The organism is Aquimarina sp. (assembly GCF_977115655.1).
Genome location: NZ_CDSBKO010000056.1, coordinates 1 through 14,271, shown reverse-complemented (window position 1 = coordinate 14,271; position 14,271 = coordinate 1). Strand labels below are relative to the sequence as shown.

General features: G+C 38.5%; 18 protein-coding genes. 8 read left to right on the top strand and 10 right to left on the bottom strand.

Annotated elements, in window-relative coordinates:
* Nucleotides 1-72 precede the first annotated feature (72 nt).
* On the bottom strand, nt 73-3,819 hold the full coding sequence (cobN, locus tag ACZIYX_RS19010; RefSeq protein ID WP_462683843.1) for a cobaltochelatase subunit CobN: 3,747 nt from the start codon (nt 3,817-3,819) through the stop codon (nt 73-75).
* Nucleotides 3,810-5,105: a cobyrinate a,c-diamide synthase gene (locus ACZIYX_RS19005; RefSeq protein WP_462683842.1), complete on the bottom strand. Its 1,296-nt coding sequence runs from the start codon at nt 5,103-5,105 to the stop codon at nt 3,810-3,812. Before ACZIYX_RS19005 ends, cobN begins: the two co-directional genes overlap by 10 nt.
* Nucleotides 5,106-5,752: 647 nt before the next feature.
* Between ACZIYX_RS19005 and ACZIYX_RS19000 the strand changes: the two genes are divergently transcribed.
* Nucleotides 5,753-5,962 carry a hypothetical protein gene (locus tag ACZIYX_RS19000; protein WP_462683841.1) on the top strand — a complete coding sequence of 70 codons (210 nt, stop codon included), beginning with the start codon at nt 5,753-5,755 and terminating at the stop codon, nt 5,960-5,962.
* A gap of 220 nt (nt 5,963-6,182) precedes the next feature.
* Here the strand turns inward: ACZIYX_RS19000 and ACZIYX_RS18995 are convergent, their stop codons facing one another.
* Nucleotides 6,183-7,847: a VWA domain-containing protein gene (locus ACZIYX_RS18995; protein WP_462683840.1), complete on the bottom strand. Its 1,665-nt coding sequence runs from the start codon at nt 7,845-7,847 to the stop codon at nt 6,183-6,185.
* 124 nt (nt 7,848-7,971) lie between these two features.
* Nucleotides 7,972-8,274 (bottom strand): GIY-YIG nuclease family protein, encoded by a 303-nt coding sequence (locus tag ACZIYX_RS18990; protein ID WP_462683839.1) that lies wholly within the window; start codon nt 8,272-8,274, stop codon nt 7,972-7,974.
* A gap of 175 nt (nt 8,275-8,449) precedes the next feature.
* Here ACZIYX_RS18990 and ACZIYX_RS18985 point away from each other — a divergent pair, with 175 nt between their 5' ends.
* From ACZIYX_RS18985 to ACZIYX_RS18975, 3 genes are all read left to right on the top strand, one after another.
* Nucleotides 8,450-8,647, top strand: a complete 198-nt coding sequence (locus ACZIYX_RS18985) for a hypothetical protein (RefSeq protein ID WP_462683838.1) — start codon at nt 8,450-8,452, stop codon at nt 8,645-8,647.
* 72 nt (nt 8,648-8,719) lie between these two features.
* Entirely contained in the window at nt 8,720-8,968 is a 249-nt protein-coding gene (locus ACZIYX_RS18980) for a hypothetical protein (RefSeq protein WP_462683837.1), read from the top strand.
* Nucleotides 8,943-9,230: a hypothetical protein gene (locus ACZIYX_RS18975; protein ID WP_462683836.1), complete on the top strand. Its 288-nt coding sequence runs from the start codon at nt 8,943-8,945 to the stop codon at nt 9,228-9,230. The genes ACZIYX_RS18980 and ACZIYX_RS18975 overlap by 26 nt, the downstream gene beginning before the upstream one ends.
* An 876-nt stretch (nt 9,231-10,106) precedes the next feature.
* On the opposite strand, the gene ACZIYX_RS18970 is transcribed toward ACZIYX_RS18975, so the two are convergent.
* The 6 genes from ACZIYX_RS18970 to ACZIYX_RS18945 form a co-directional block, all read right to left on the bottom strand.
* Complete coding sequence (locus ACZIYX_RS18970) at nt 10,107-10,940, bottom strand: tetratricopeptide repeat protein (RefSeq protein ID WP_462683835.1); 834 nt, start codon at nt 10,938-10,940, stop codon at nt 10,107-10,109.
* 213 nt (nt 10,941-11,153) lie between these two features.
* Nucleotides 11,154-11,468 (bottom strand): DUF3892 domain-containing protein, encoded by a 315-nt coding sequence (locus ACZIYX_RS18965; RefSeq protein ID WP_462683834.1) that lies wholly within the window; start codon nt 11,466-11,468, stop codon nt 11,154-11,156.
* A gap of 56 nt (nt 11,469-11,524) precedes the next feature.
* Nucleotides 11,525-11,752, bottom strand: coding sequence for a hypothetical protein (locus tag ACZIYX_RS18960; protein WP_462683833.1), 228 nt, complete (start codon nt 11,750-11,752; stop codon nt 11,525-11,527).
* 14 nt (nt 11,753-11,766) lie between these two features.
* Nucleotides 11,767-12,120, bottom strand: a complete 354-nt coding sequence (locus ACZIYX_RS18955; RefSeq protein WP_462683832.1) for an excalibur calcium-binding domain-containing protein — start codon at nt 12,118-12,120, stop codon at nt 11,767-11,769.
* Between the two features lie 17 nt (nt 12,121-12,137).
* Nucleotides 12,138-12,395 carry a hypothetical protein gene (locus ACZIYX_RS18950; RefSeq protein ID WP_462683831.1) on the bottom strand — a complete coding sequence of 86 codons (258 nt, stop codon included), beginning with the start codon at nt 12,393-12,395 and terminating at the stop codon, nt 12,138-12,140.
* A gap of 98 nt (nt 12,396-12,493) precedes the next feature.
* On the bottom strand, nt 12,494-12,835 hold the full coding sequence (locus ACZIYX_RS18945; RefSeq protein WP_462683830.1) for a YegP family protein: 342 nt from the start codon (nt 12,833-12,835) through the stop codon (nt 12,494-12,496).
* Nucleotides 12,836-12,978: 143 nt separating this feature from the next.
* On the opposite strand from ACZIYX_RS18945, the gene ACZIYX_RS18940 reads away from it, so the two are divergent.
* Genes ACZIYX_RS18940 through ACZIYX_RS18925 form a run of 4 tightly spaced genes read left to right on the top strand, consistent with a single transcriptional unit; the run spans nt 12,979 to nt 14,127 of the window.
* Nucleotides 12,979-13,482 carry a hypothetical protein gene (locus ACZIYX_RS18940; protein WP_462683829.1) on the top strand — a complete coding sequence of 168 codons (504 nt, stop codon included), beginning with the start codon at nt 12,979-12,981 and terminating at the stop codon, nt 13,480-13,482.
* Nucleotides 13,457-13,783, top strand: a complete 327-nt coding sequence (locus ACZIYX_RS18935) for a hypothetical protein (RefSeq protein ID WP_462683828.1) — start codon at nt 13,457-13,459, stop codon at nt 13,781-13,783. Before ACZIYX_RS18940 ends, ACZIYX_RS18935 begins: the two co-directional genes overlap by 26 nt.
* Complete coding sequence (locus ACZIYX_RS18930) at nt 13,758-13,898, top strand: hypothetical protein (RefSeq protein WP_462683827.1); 141 nt, start codon at nt 13,758-13,760, stop codon at nt 13,896-13,898. Before ACZIYX_RS18935 ends, ACZIYX_RS18930 begins: the two co-directional genes overlap by 26 nt.
* A complete protein-coding gene (locus ACZIYX_RS18925; protein WP_462683826.1) occupies nt 13,873-14,127 on the top strand; it encodes a hypothetical protein in 255 nt (84 codons plus the stop codon). Before ACZIYX_RS18930 ends, ACZIYX_RS18925 begins: the two co-directional genes overlap by 26 nt.
* The last annotated feature ends 144 nt before the right edge of the window (nt 14,128-14,271 follow it).

The following is a 14,271-nucleotide window of genomic DNA, read 5'->3' as shown; positions in this document are numbered from 1 at the left end:
AACTTCTAAGAAAAGGTTTTCTATTAATTTTAGAATCCTAAATTATAATACTATTTCTTAACACAGATAGCCCTATTCTACTAACCCTTCTCCTTCCATATATACATCTTCTAATTGTTCTTTGATTTTATCGGATGGATTTGCCCACATTCCTCGTTGGATCGCTTCCAGCAATCGTTCGCTCATATCTTTTAATGCCCAGGGATTGTTCTGCTTTATAAATTCTTTATTTTCGGGAGTTAATAAATAACTTTCGGTAATTCCTTCATACATAAAATCATCTATAAGGTTGGTGGTCGCATCATAAGCAAATAGATAATCCAAGGTAGCTGCCATTTCAAAAGCGCCTTTATATCCATGGCGTTGTACTCCTGCAATCCATTTAGGGTTAATTACCCGAGAGCGATATACCTTTAAGAGTTCTTCTTTTAATGTTTTTACTTTAGGCGTTTCTGGTCTGGAATTATCTCCAAAATAAATTTCGGCATCGCTACCTTTTATGGTTTTTACTGCATTTGCTAATCCCCCATGAAATTGATAGTAATCATCACTATCCAAAATATCATGCTCCCTATTATCCTGATTTTGCATTACAATCTGCATGGCTTGCAGTCGATATTGAAAAGACTCATGAGCAGACACCCCTTTTTTAGAATTCCCGTAGGCATAGCCACTCCAGTTGATATATACTTTTGCCAGATCTTCTTGCGTTTGCCAGTTTTTTTCATCGATTACCGCTTGTAATCCCGCACCATAAGCTCCTGGTTTTGATCCAAAAACACGATATAAAGCACGTTGTGTTGCTTCTTCTTGTGACAATCCTTGTTCTTGCCATTGGCTTTGTTCTTCTAAAAACCGTTTTCGGATTGGGTTATCCTCCAAAGGCTCTTCCAGATTAGCCAAGCGGGTAACTACCGCAGTAAACAAATTAATAACATCAGGAAATGCATCTCTAAAAAAACCAGAGATTCGCAAAGTTACATCTACTCTGGGTCTTCCTAATTGTATCATTGGGATCACTTCAAAGTCTGTTACTCTTCGGTTTACATTTTTCCAAATTGGTCGTACCCCCATTAATGCAAATGCTTGTGCTATGTCATCTCCTCCTGTACGCATGGTCGAGGTTCCCCAAACAGAAATCCCTATGGTTTCGGGATACTCTCCGTTTTCCTGCAAATACCGATCGATGATCAGTTGGGCACTTTTCTCCCCTAACCGATATGCGGTTTCGGTAGGGATGGTACGTACATCTACAGAGTAAAAGTTTCGTCCTGTAGGCAATAGATCTAATCTACCTCTTGTTGGTGCTCCAGATGGCCCCGATGGAACATAATATCCATTAAGCCCATCTAAAAGACAAGTTATCTCGTCTGTAGTTCGTTCTACTTTTACTAAGGTACTTGCTTTTATTTGTTGTAATTGTATTGTAGTTCTTGGATAGAGTTCTGGTAGTGTTCCTTCTTGTAGATACAGGATAAGTACTCTTTTTACTATGTTTTCTAGTTGTGCAGTAACTTGCCCTGCAGTTTTGCAAAAAACGCCTTCGATAGTTACCTCCATCGGTTCTGTATAGGCTATTTCTAAAATATTTTGGGTGATTTCTAAATCTTTAGCTAATGCTTGTGTTATGCCTTCTTGGTGGTATCCCGGCACACGATGTAATGCAATTAACAAATCAATAAGCTGCTCGTCTACGGGGGCTTTTCCAAAAATATGCAGTCCATCTCTAATCTGTGCTTCTTTCAACTCACATAAATACCCATCTAGTTTCACTAATAACTCATCTACATCTTCGGTGGCTATCCCTAAATCGATATTCAGTTTTGTTTCTTTTACTACTGTTGCTATTTCTTTTTCTAATACTCTGGCTCGTTTTGGGTCTAGGGATGCTGCTTCATAATATTCGTCTACTAGGTGTTCTAATTTCATCAAACCACCGTAGGTTTCTGCACGAGTCATCGGCGGAATTAAATGATCGATGATCACTGCCTGATTGCGCCGTTTTGCTTGTGTACCTTCGCCCGGATCATTGATAATAAAAGGATAAAAATGGGGCAATGCGCCAAATATAGCTGCCGGAAAACAAGTTTCAGGATCCAAGGATACACTTTTTCCTGGTAGCCATTCCAGGTTCCCGTGTTTTCCTAAATGGATTACTGCATCTGCGTTATAGCTTTGTTGTACCCAAAAATAATATGCTAAATATTGATAGGTTGGTGGCAAATCGGGAGAATGGTAAATTGCCTGTGGGTCTTGATTGTATCCTCGTGACGGCTGAATACTCACAAATATATTTCCTAATAAAAATCCGGAAACGATAAACCCGGTATCTGTATAATAGGGATCTTCTTCTGGTTCTCCCCATTGTTCTTTTATTTTATTTTGTAATTCGTTTGACAATACCAAAAAACAGCTATCAAAATCCGAACGATCAAAAACCAGTACATGTGGTCTTGTTTTTGTAGTGGTAATATCATTAGTCGTTACCTGCGTTATCCAGTGCATCAGTTCTGTACCATTTTGAGGTAATTGCTCTCCTACGTCGTATCCTTCCGCTTTAAGCGCTTCTAATAAAACAATACAACTTTCTGGTGTATCGAGTCCTACTCCATTTGCCAAGCGGCTATCTTTATTTGGGTAATTTGGCAAGATAACGGCTACTTTTTTATCTACATTCTTTTTATACTGTAGTGCAGTCCATCGTTGTGCTAGTTCTGCCATAAACTCGCAGGCAGGGAGATATGCTTCATATTTTAAGATCGAACTATCCGTAAGGGTATCTTTGGTTATTTCTTTTTTAAAAGAAACTGCACGACCAATGATTCGCCCGTCAATTTCGGGTAAGGCAATATTCATTGCTATATCGGTAGGTGGTAATCCAAAAAGCCCGTCTTGCCACACCTCTTTATTCGAAGTAGAGAATATGGCTTGCAATACCGGTACTTTTAGTTTTTCAAAAATAAATGCAGAACCATCCGTTGGTTTTATTGTAAATCCTGTGGTATTCATAATGGTATGGATATTACGTTTCCCATTATATGTCATCAACATTTCTACCTGCTCTACTAACTCCGGGTCTCTTAAATTACTGGCAAATACTACAAAAGCATTCATACCTCTGCCGTGTAGCGCACTAGCTATCACATGCAACGGTTCCATATTATCCGACAGGTAATGGGTACGATATGCCAGTAATACCACCGTAGGTTTAGATGTATCTATTGCAGGTTCTAAAGCTTCCTGAGAGATCATTCCTGTTTTTTGGGTATACAAAAATACCTCTGCAACAGATTTAGGAGAAGAAATAGTATAGGTGGTGCCAAAAAAAGTATTTTGTATATAGTTAAGTAATGTTATGGCATTTTCTTTTCCACCTTCTTGTAAATATTGTCTGCATTGATGTACTATTTGCAAATCTGCCGAGGATAATTGCATCAATTCAAAATCGGGTTCATGCGCAGGTAAAAACAATACCGTATTAGCTGTTTGTTCCTGCAGCTCAACCAAAGATTCTACTAAATATTTATAGTAACTAACACCCCCAAGCATGCTACAAACAATTACTTTAGCTTTGCTTAGTACTTCTTCGACATAGGTATCGATAGTTAGTTCTTGTTTAAGATATACCAGATTGGTCATTCGTAAACTGGGCAATGTATCTCCTTCGGTTTGGCACAGCTCTTTATAGGCTTCATTTAAGGTATGGATTTCTGTATCTCCTGCGCTAAGAAATACAATATCACCTGGTTGTTGCTCTATATAGAAAATCCCATCATCATTGGGGTTCCATCCTCCGGGTATGGTTGCTATTAAATGCATAAGTCTGTTCGTTGTTCTAACGCTGCCCAATACAAATGTATGTAACTGGCGTATACGTTTTGGTATTGATATATTTTTGTAGCAACTTCTTTTTCTCTTGCGGAAAATACTCTTCCTACCGTTGGTATATTATCGTCGTTCGAGATTTTGGAATAATGAAATTCATGTCCCCAAAGCGTCTGGTCTTTACAAACTATTTTACGATATCCTAAAGATAGTTTTTTGTCTTGCATAGAGGTATGAAACGGAAATATACCTGCCATAGGATATGCGGCTCCTTCTTCATTAACAATAGTAGTCCCCAAATACATCATTCCACCACATTCTGCCAGTATTTTTACTCCCCGATCTGCTGCTTGTTTAATTTGGTTTCGCATTGTAGTATTCGCAGATAATGCTTCTACATATAATTCTGGATATCCTCCTGCCAGATAAATGCCATCTGCTTCTGGCAGTTTTTGATCCCTAATCGGACTAAAATATATAATCTCTGCTATCGTTTCTAACCATTTTAAGTTTTCTAGATAGGTAAATGTAAATGCTTCGTCTTTGGCGACTGCAATTCTATATTTTTTTTCTCCCGTTGTTTTCACAGGGGTTTTAGGATCGATTTTAGGATAGGTTTTGGTGTGTTCCAAAAGTTTTGGCAACGATACATGGGTTGCTATATGTGATGCTGCTTTTTCGATAACATTTTCAAAAACGTCTTCAATATGTAGCCCTAAGTGACGCGATGGGATAGCAATCTCTTTATTTGGCGGGATATATCCCAATGATGGGATCCCGACCGTATCGCACGCTTCTTTTAAAAAGGCGTAGTGGGATTCTGTTTTTACAAAATTAAATATAACGCCTGCAATCTTAACTTGGGGGTCAAAAGTTTTTAACCCATGTAAGATCGGAGCTATTGTATATGCCATGCTACTTGCATTTACTACCAAAATCACAGGTATATCCAAAATTTTGGCTATCGCTGCAGAACTTCCTTCATCTTTTACGGCGCCATCAAACAATCCCATTACCCCTTCTACAACACTAATATCGGCAGCTGCATTATATCGCTCAAAAACATCGGTCATGTGCTGTGCAGGCATCATAATCGTATCTAAGTTTATTGCTGCTTTTCTTGCTGCGGTACCATGATGAATGGTATCGATATAATCGGGCCCGCATTTAAAAGTTTGTACGTTATACCCCTGATTACTAAACCACCGTGAAATCCCCAGGGTAAGTGTTGTTTTTCCTGAGTTACTCCACGGAGCTGCTATTAAAAATGCTTTGGACATAGGTGGATAAAGAATTGAGATTTTAGACCGCTTTGCTGTTAGAGATTAGATGTTAAACTGTTCATTTTTTATAACTACACACCAAAGATAGTTTAGTGCACAAGATATCGCAAGGGTACTTTTGTATAGTTTTGTTTAAATCGCTTTGCTCTTAGATGTTAGACTGTTTGATTTTTATAACTACATACCAAAGCCTGAGTTTTAAATATAAAACCGAAAAATAATAAATGTAAAAGTTCAACAATAGATTACTGAAGCACTCAAAACCGAAGCCCGGCACCATATTCACCGTTCCTGCAACTTATTTTATGTCCCCAGCGATATAGAACCTGTCCCCGGCTGTACAAAACCCCTTCCCGTAAGTGTGTTTACCTTTCCCGTAAGTACAAAGACCTTTCCCAGCGGTTAGGAATGCTCTCCCGGCACTATAAAACCCTTTCCCGGAGGTGTTGTACTCCTTCCCGGCTATCCAAAGTATCTTCCCCGCTGCCGGGAGCAAGTATATCATGGGTTGGGGTCACTCTAAAGGAGTCCTTCGAGTACCTCAGGGTTCGATTCTCTGACATACTGGGAGCTGAGGCTCTCGAAGCTCACCCTTCGAGTAACCTCAGGGTTCGGTAGGCAGAGGTGCTCTAAGCTCAGGGGTTGTGGTTGCACATAGCGGGATACGGCACTCGAAGCCCTGTCATTCCAGACTTGATCTGGAATCCTGCCTACACTGGAATGACAAAACAAAAACAAACGCTGCTGTCATTCCAGACTTGATCTGGAATCCAGTATGGAGCAACAATCCCTTTATGGATTCCAGTTTGCACTGGAATGACAAATCAAAACAAACCCTGTCATTCCAGACTTGATCTGGAATCTACTTTGGGGAGCAACAATACTCTCATGGATTCCAGTTTACACTGAAAGGACAAAGCAAAAACAAGCCCTGTCATTCCAGACTTGATCTGGAATCCAGTGTGGAGCAACAATACCCTTATGGATTCCAGCCTACGCTGGAAGGACAAGGCAAAACAAGCCCTGTCATTCCAGACTTGCCCTGAAATCCGGTATGGGGAAACAACAAGTGTATTAAAAATCAGAAATAGTACTATAACCAAGTCGTAACTGCTGTGCCAATCGCTGTGCTTTGCCTAATCTTACAAAACCATGTTCTGTATCTATAATGGTGGCTTTAGGGATTCTGGCAAGGTACTTTTTATAGGTAGTAACTGCGTATTGAAACGGGTTTTCTGTTCCTGTATTTATTTTTCCATCTGTAAAGACAAACAATTGTACGGTTTGCATATTCATGGATCGTAAAACTTCGTATACCTTAAAAAATGCTGCTCCCAAATTGGTTTTTCCTCCTGTTTTTAATTGGTGATTTACCGATAAAATTTGCTGTGTGTTAGATGTAAATTCCTGAAAAACTTTTGCGGTTGTGTCTTGTAAACCTATAATGGCATACTGTACTTTTTGCATTGGGCGGGAAGTGATCGTTTTTTCGATAACTCCCTTTATATATCCCATCTGTTGCTCTATTGCCATAGATGCACTGGTATCTACCAAAAATACAATTCGCGCTACCGCTTTTTTTGTTGCTTGTTTGTATATAGCTGTAAATCTATCGGTACTAAGATAGCTTTTTACCGATTGCAGCACCGAAATTTCAGGTTGTCGCTGAGCTGGATACGATACTGTATATGATTTTTGTAGTTTATCTAATAGGACTTCTTGTTTTTTGGTTGCTTTTGGGGCGGTAAATTTTAAGCCTTGTTGTACGGTTTTTGGTAATTGAAATGCCGTATTGCTTTGCCCGTTTTGAGGAGCTGTTTCCTCTTTAGATTCTTGATTTTTTAGGTTAGAAGATGGTTCCTGATCTTCATTAGAGGGCGGTGTATACTCTTTTGCACGATGTTGCAATACAAATGGGGCAATTATAGTTACCATTTCTGCGGTTACCTGCTCCTTATCATGATATGCGGCATAGGCTCTTGCTGTTTTTAGCAGTAGAATATCCGCGCGCATTCCTTCTACCTGATTAGCAATGGTGAGTTCTGCACATTGCTCTTGTATGGATTCTGAAATGGTTATTTTATGAAGTCGCTCTTTTGCTAAAAGAATCCGGGTTTTCATGGTTCTTTCTTCTTTTTCAAACTTTTGATAAAATGCTTCTGGATCACTATCAAAGTTAAGGCGTTGCATGGCTATCTTGGTACGGGTTTTTATTTCTTTTGGGGTAGTAATATGTACACTTAATCCAAATCGATCTAATAACTGTGGGCGCAATGCGCCTTCTTCTGGATTCATAGTACCTACCAAACAAAAACGACTATCCATCCATTGCGAGATACTTTCCCTTTCTAGAGGATAGCCTCCTGTGGCGGATGCATCTAGTAATACATCCATTAGATAATCATTCAATAAATTTACCTCATCGATATATAAAAACCCCTGATGTGCTTGTGCCAGTAAGCCTTTGTCTACAATGGTGGTTTTTTGATTAATTAATGCTTCCAGATTAATGCTTCCCAATACTCTATCCTCGGTAGCACCTATTGGCAAATTGACAAACGGAAACTCGTCTCCCATTAATTGACTTAATCCCCGTACCATAGTGGTTTTGGCAGTACCTTTATCTCCTGTTGCCAACACGCCACCAATACTTGGATCTACCAGATTGAGTACTAAACATAATTTTAAGTCTTCCTGATCCAGGATTGCGGTAAAAGGATAGGTGTATTTGGATTGCATTAGCGTGTGTATGGTTTTTGATCGTAATTAATCGCAAAAATACGGAATTATGTTTGGGACGACTATATGTATAATACATTCATGTTAATAAACGAATTGTCCTCTGGTGTAGACCGGAGTCATTTTAATCATACCAATCATGGGCTAAATCTTTCCAGTTTGAATTTTCTTCTTCTATAAGGTCTATTTTCCATTGTCGATTCCAAGATTTCAATCTTTTCTCTCTAGCGATAGCATCATTTACGTATTGGTATACCTCAAAATAAACTAATTTATCTACTCCATATTTTTTAGTGAAACCTTCTACACTTTTGTTTTTATGCTCAAAAAGCCTTCTTTCTAGATTATTAGTCATACCTATGTAAAGTGTTCCATTCTTTTTATTGGTAAGTATATAAACAGCATATTGATGTTTAGGTTTTAGCATCTGATGTACATTTAGATTTCAGTTTACACTGGAATGATAAGACTTTTGGATAAAAATAATGTTTAATTACTTGAAATCAATCTCTAACAAGGAAATCTTATATGGATTCCTGTTTACACTGGAATGACAAGGAAAAGACAAGCCCTGTCATTCCAGACTTGATCTGGAATCTACTGTGGAGCAACAATACCCTTATGGATTCCAGTCTACACTGGAAGGACAAATCAAAGACGAACGCTGCTGTCATTCCAGACTTGATCTGGAATCCAGTGTGGAGCAACAATACTCTCATGGATTCCAGCCTACGCTGGAAGGACAAATCAAAAACATGCCCTGTCATTCCAGACTTGATCTGGAATCCAGTATAGAGTAACAATCCCTTTATGGATTCCAGTTTGCACTGGAAGGACAAAACGAAAACGAACGCTGTCATTCCAGACTTGATTTGGAATCCAGTGTGGAGCAACAATCCCCTTATGGATTCCAGCCTACGCTGGAAGGACAAATCGAAAACAAGCCCCTTATGGATTCCTGTTTACACTGGAAGGACAAATCAAAACAACCCCCTTATGGATTCCTGTTTACACTGGAAGGACAAGGAAAAGACAAGCCTTGTTATTCCAGACTTGATCTGGATGGAATCCACCGTGGGGAGCAACAATACCCTTATGGATTCCAGTATACACTGGAATGACAAATCAGAGATGCGGGAAGGACAAATCAAAAACAAGCTCTGTCATTCCAGACTTGATCTGGAATCCAGTGTGGAGCAACAATACCCTTATGGATTCCAGTTTACACTGGAAGGACAAATCAAAACAAACTCTGTCATTCCAGACTTGATTTGGAATCTACTGTGTGGAGCAACAATACCCTTATGGATTCCAGTTTACACTGGAAGGACAAATCAAAACAAGCCCTGTAATTCCAGACTTGATCTGGAATCTACTGTGTAGAGCAACAATCCCTTTATGGATTCCAGTCTACACTGGAAGGACAAATCAAAAACAAGCCCTGTAATTCCAGACTTGATCTGGAATCCAGTGTGGAGCAACAATACTCTTATGGATTCCAGTCTACACTGGAAGGACAAATCAAAGACAAGCCCTGTCATTCCAGACTTGATCTGGAATCCATTATGGAGCAACAATACCCTTATGGATTCCAGTCTACACTGGAATGACAAAACAAAACAACCCCCTTATGGATTCCTGTTTACACTGGAAGGACAAATCAAAGACAAACCCTGTCATTCCAGACTTGATCTGGAATCCATTATGGAGCAACAATACCCTTATGGATTCCAGTCTACACTGGAAGGACAAATCAAAGAAAAATCCTGTCATTCCAGACTTGATCTGGATTCCAGTGTGGGGAGCAACAATACCCTTATGGATTCCAGCCTACGCTGGAAGGACAAAACAAAACAACCCCCTTATGGATTCCTGTTTACACTGGAAGGACAAATCAAAATAAGCTCTGTCATTCCAGACTTGATCTGGATTCCAGCCTACGCTGGAAGGACAAATCAGAGATGCGGGAAGGACAAATCGAAAACAAGCTCTGTCATTCCAGACTTGATCTGGAATCCAGTGTGGGGAGCAACAATACCCTTATGGATTCCAGCCTACGCTGGAAGGACAAAACAAAACAATCCCTTTATGGATTCCAGTTTACACTGGAAAGACAAATCAAAGACAAGCCCTGTCATTCCAGACTTGATTTGGAATCCATTATGGAGCAACAATACTCTTATGGATTCCAGTTTACACTGGAAAGACAAATCAAAGACAAGCTCTGTCATTCCAGAATTGATCTGGAACCAAGTTCTTCTAGTTACAAGTGATCGTGTACTCTTTGTAGGGTACGTTTTCTATCCTGCAAACCCCGTTATGATGGGAACAAGCCCCTCTTCCTATACTATTACTAGACGTGCCATCACAACATCTGGATATTTGGTAATATCTGGTTCTTGCTATTAATTCTCTATATTCATAACACGCTTCTTTATTTCCAAGTTCCATAGATTGTTTAAAAAATTTACGAGCCTTGGTTTTGTTTTTAATATTTAAGTATGAAATTCCCAGATTGTAATAATACTGGTCGTTTTTGGGTTCAATCCGGATAGCTTCTTTAAATAATGGAATCGCAAGGTTATTCTTCTTTATTAAAGAAAACAAAACACCTTTTTGATTTTTAAACCTACCTTGTAAAGGATATTGATCTTCTAAATGAGAAAATAATTGTATGGCATGTATGGTATCTCCTATAGCTAAAAATGTACTCGCAGCATATTCTACCGTTTGGATATGTTTTATGGAGTCTGTTTTATAGAGCATTACTTCTTCTAACAGGAGTTTTTTTACCTCGGCAGTGTCTCCTTTTTTTAGATCCCATTCTATCAGTTCAAGAATTCGCTGATTTTTAATACTATCGTTTTGACTAAACTTCAATGTTTTTTCGAAATCTTCTTTACTATGTATCGTATCCTGAACTTCTTGCAAAAGCTTACCTCTTAATTCATAAAAATCTGTTCTTGCACTATCTTTACGAATAGCTATATTTATAGCTTTAATGCCTTCATGATACTTTTTATCGGCTAGATATTGCTGCGCTTCTTTAAATTTACTTTCTCCGGAATTGGATGTAGTATAACTTGCAATCATGTATAATAAACCGAAAAATATAAGTATTGGAAGACACCCGAATTTGAAGATCTTTAAATTTATATTTCTCCTTTTTGATAAGGCTTCTTTACTTAAATTGCTTGTGCTAAAAAGAGCTTCTTTAGTGATTTTATCCATGTTTTGTATATGCTATACACTTTAAATAGTGTTCTTATAAAGAAATAATTCTAATCTTAAATCTTATTTACTCTTTTAGGGAGCAATCCAATCAAAATCTATTAAGTGTTCCAGATTATCTGTTCTTTTATCGTCTGGATTTGATCTTAAATATTTACCACTAATTCCGTTAACAACAGTTACTTCTTCTCCTATCTCCCAAGTAGCTTGAACATAATCCCAGACCCATGTTGTAGCTACATTTCCTCTTGTTTCCAGCAATTTTACCGCATCATGTTTTGCCATTTTTATTGCTCTGGTAGCTGATTTTCCTTCTACATTATGAAAAGCGTAATGAGTGATAACATTATTGGAGTTTTTCCAGACTCCTGATATTCTATACAAAGCCATATCTATTCTATTTTATAATTTGTTTTAATTTTTATTTTGTTTCCATTATTCCCTTCCTAATCTTCATATCCACACAAGGTTCTGCCTTCTTCTTTTGCTTCTTCTAGAGATATCTCATAGATTTTTGTAGAACATTTTTTTAGTCCCCTGCAATCCTCATCATAATGGTATCTTTTGCTTTTTGGTCCATTGCAGATATATACTTCTTTATCTAATTTTAATAGTACCGAAGAAGGTAACACAGATACTATAAGGAACAGGTGGATTATTAGTTTGCTTATCATTATCGTTTATTTTATTAGTTACATTTACACCCTTTTCCTACTATCCATCGGCAACAGGGGTCTTTTTGGCATTGGGCTTTGCTTTTGCCGGAGCACCCACAATTAGCAGTTGTCGGGCAAGTATTGGTGGTATTTTCATTGCTTAAATGTTCGCAGGCTATCCCATCGCTATCATGATCCAAATCGTTTCTGCATTCGGGATCTGCCTCATAAGCTCTTTGTGCTTCTTGTTGGGTTCTGTAATTCTCGCAATTGGTATCGACACAGGTTTTTGGTGTTGTACCTAAATCCGGAGCAGAACATGCGCTGCTAATAAGAAAAAGAGTAAATAGTATGAATATGGGTTTTAAAGAGTATGAATTTTTCATTTTAGATATATTATGGTTTATAGTAAAACAGAGAGTATGAGTATAAAAAATACGGCTATGTTAATACCTGTTATAAAAAAGAGCAGTAGCATACAACCTTTACCTTTCTTAAAAGATTTTTTGTAGGATAACCCGGATATCCCTGTTTTAATAGAATACCCTCTGGAACTTATGGTTCCTATATTAGATCGGTAACTGGGGGAAATTCCTGATTTACTAATATTTAACCCAAATCTTTTTCCCAGTTTAATACGTTTGTTATATTGAAAAGCCATGCCTGTTTGTTTTACATAAAGGTTGCTCTAAAAAAGTGGTTTGTTTTGTAGGTAACTTTTATAAGAACAACCTTTGGTATTCTCAATTAATTCACGACTTACAATGTGGTATCTTCTATATCTGCGATTGGGGCATTGGTTTTTACAGATGCAATACCATTTTCTCTTGATGCTATGGTAGTATACATTTCGCTGGTACCGATAATCTCTCCGTTACCTGCTTTTAGGTTGAAATAAAACTGTCCGTTTACAGCTTCTTTTCGATCATATCGTTCATCGATTGGGGCATTAGTTTTTACAGATGCAATACCTGCTTTACAACTTTGTTTTGTGGTATACGTTTCGCCGGTTAGAATAGGCTCACTATTCCCTCCTGAATGTAGGTTGAAATAATACTGACTGTTCTTACTTTCTCTAATTTTAAATTTTGGATTACTCATTTTTTTGTGTTTTAAATTCATGATTAATTTCTGATACAAAACTCGTGTATAACCGCAGGCAGGACAATCGTTAGATCCTAGTATATTATATCCTTAGAATTGGGGATATTTTAATTGCCCTTCTAGTGCAGACCATGGTATAAATGGATTCCAGTTTACACTGGAAGGACAAATCAAAAACAAGCTCTGTCATTCCAGACTTGATCTGGATTCCAGCCTACGCTGGAAGGACAAATCAGAGATGCGGGAAGGACAAATCGAAAACAAGCTCTGTCATTCCAGACTTGATTTGGAATCCATTATGGAGCAACAATACCCTTATGGATTCCAGTTTACACTGGAATGACAAATCGAAAACAAGCCCTGTAATTCCAGACTTGATCTGGAATCCAGTGTGGAGCAACAATACCTTTATGGATTCCAGTCTACACTGGAATGACAAATCAGAGATGCGGGAAGGACAAATCGAAAACAAGCCCTGTCATTCCAGACTTGATCTGGAATCCAGTGTGGAGCAACAATCCCCTTATGGATTCCAGTATACACTGGAAAGACAAATCAAAGACAAGCCCTGTAATTCCAGACTTGATTTGGAATCCATTATGGAGCAACAATACCCTTATGGATTCCAGTTTACACTGGAATGACAAATCGAAAACAAGCCCTGTAATTCCAGACTTGATCTGGAATCCAGTGTGGAGCAACAATACCTTTATGGATTCCAGTATACACTGGAAGGACAAATCGAAAACAAGCCCTGTCATTCCAGACTTGATCTGGAATGCAGTGTGGAGCAACAATACCTTTATGGATTCCAGTGTAGACTGGAATGACAAATCAGAGATGCGGGAAGGACAAATCGAAAACAAGCTCTGTCATTCCAGACTTGATTTGGAATCCATTATGGAGCAACAATACCCTTATGGATTCCAGTATACACTGGAATGACAAATCAGAGATGCGGGAAGGACAAATCGAAAACAAGCCCTGTAATTCCAGACTTGATCTGGAATGCAGTGTGGAGCAACAATACCTTTATGGATTCCAGTATACACTGGAATGACAAATCAGAGATGCGGGAAGGACAAATCAAAACAAGCCCTGTCATTCCTGACTTGATCTGGAATCCAGTGTGGAGCAACAATACTTTCATGGATTCCAGCCTACGCTGGAAGGACAAATCAGAGATGCGGGAAGGACAAATCGAAAACAAGTCCTGCCATTCCAGACTTGATCTGAAATCCAGTGTGGAGCAACAATACCTTTATGGATTCCAGTATACACTGGAATGACAAATCAGAGATGCGGGAAGGACAAATCAAAACAAGCCCTGTCATTCCTGACTTGATCTGGAATCCAGTGTGGAGCAACAATACTTTCATGGATTCCAGCCTACGCTGGAAGGACAAATCAGAGATGCGGGAAGGACAAATCGA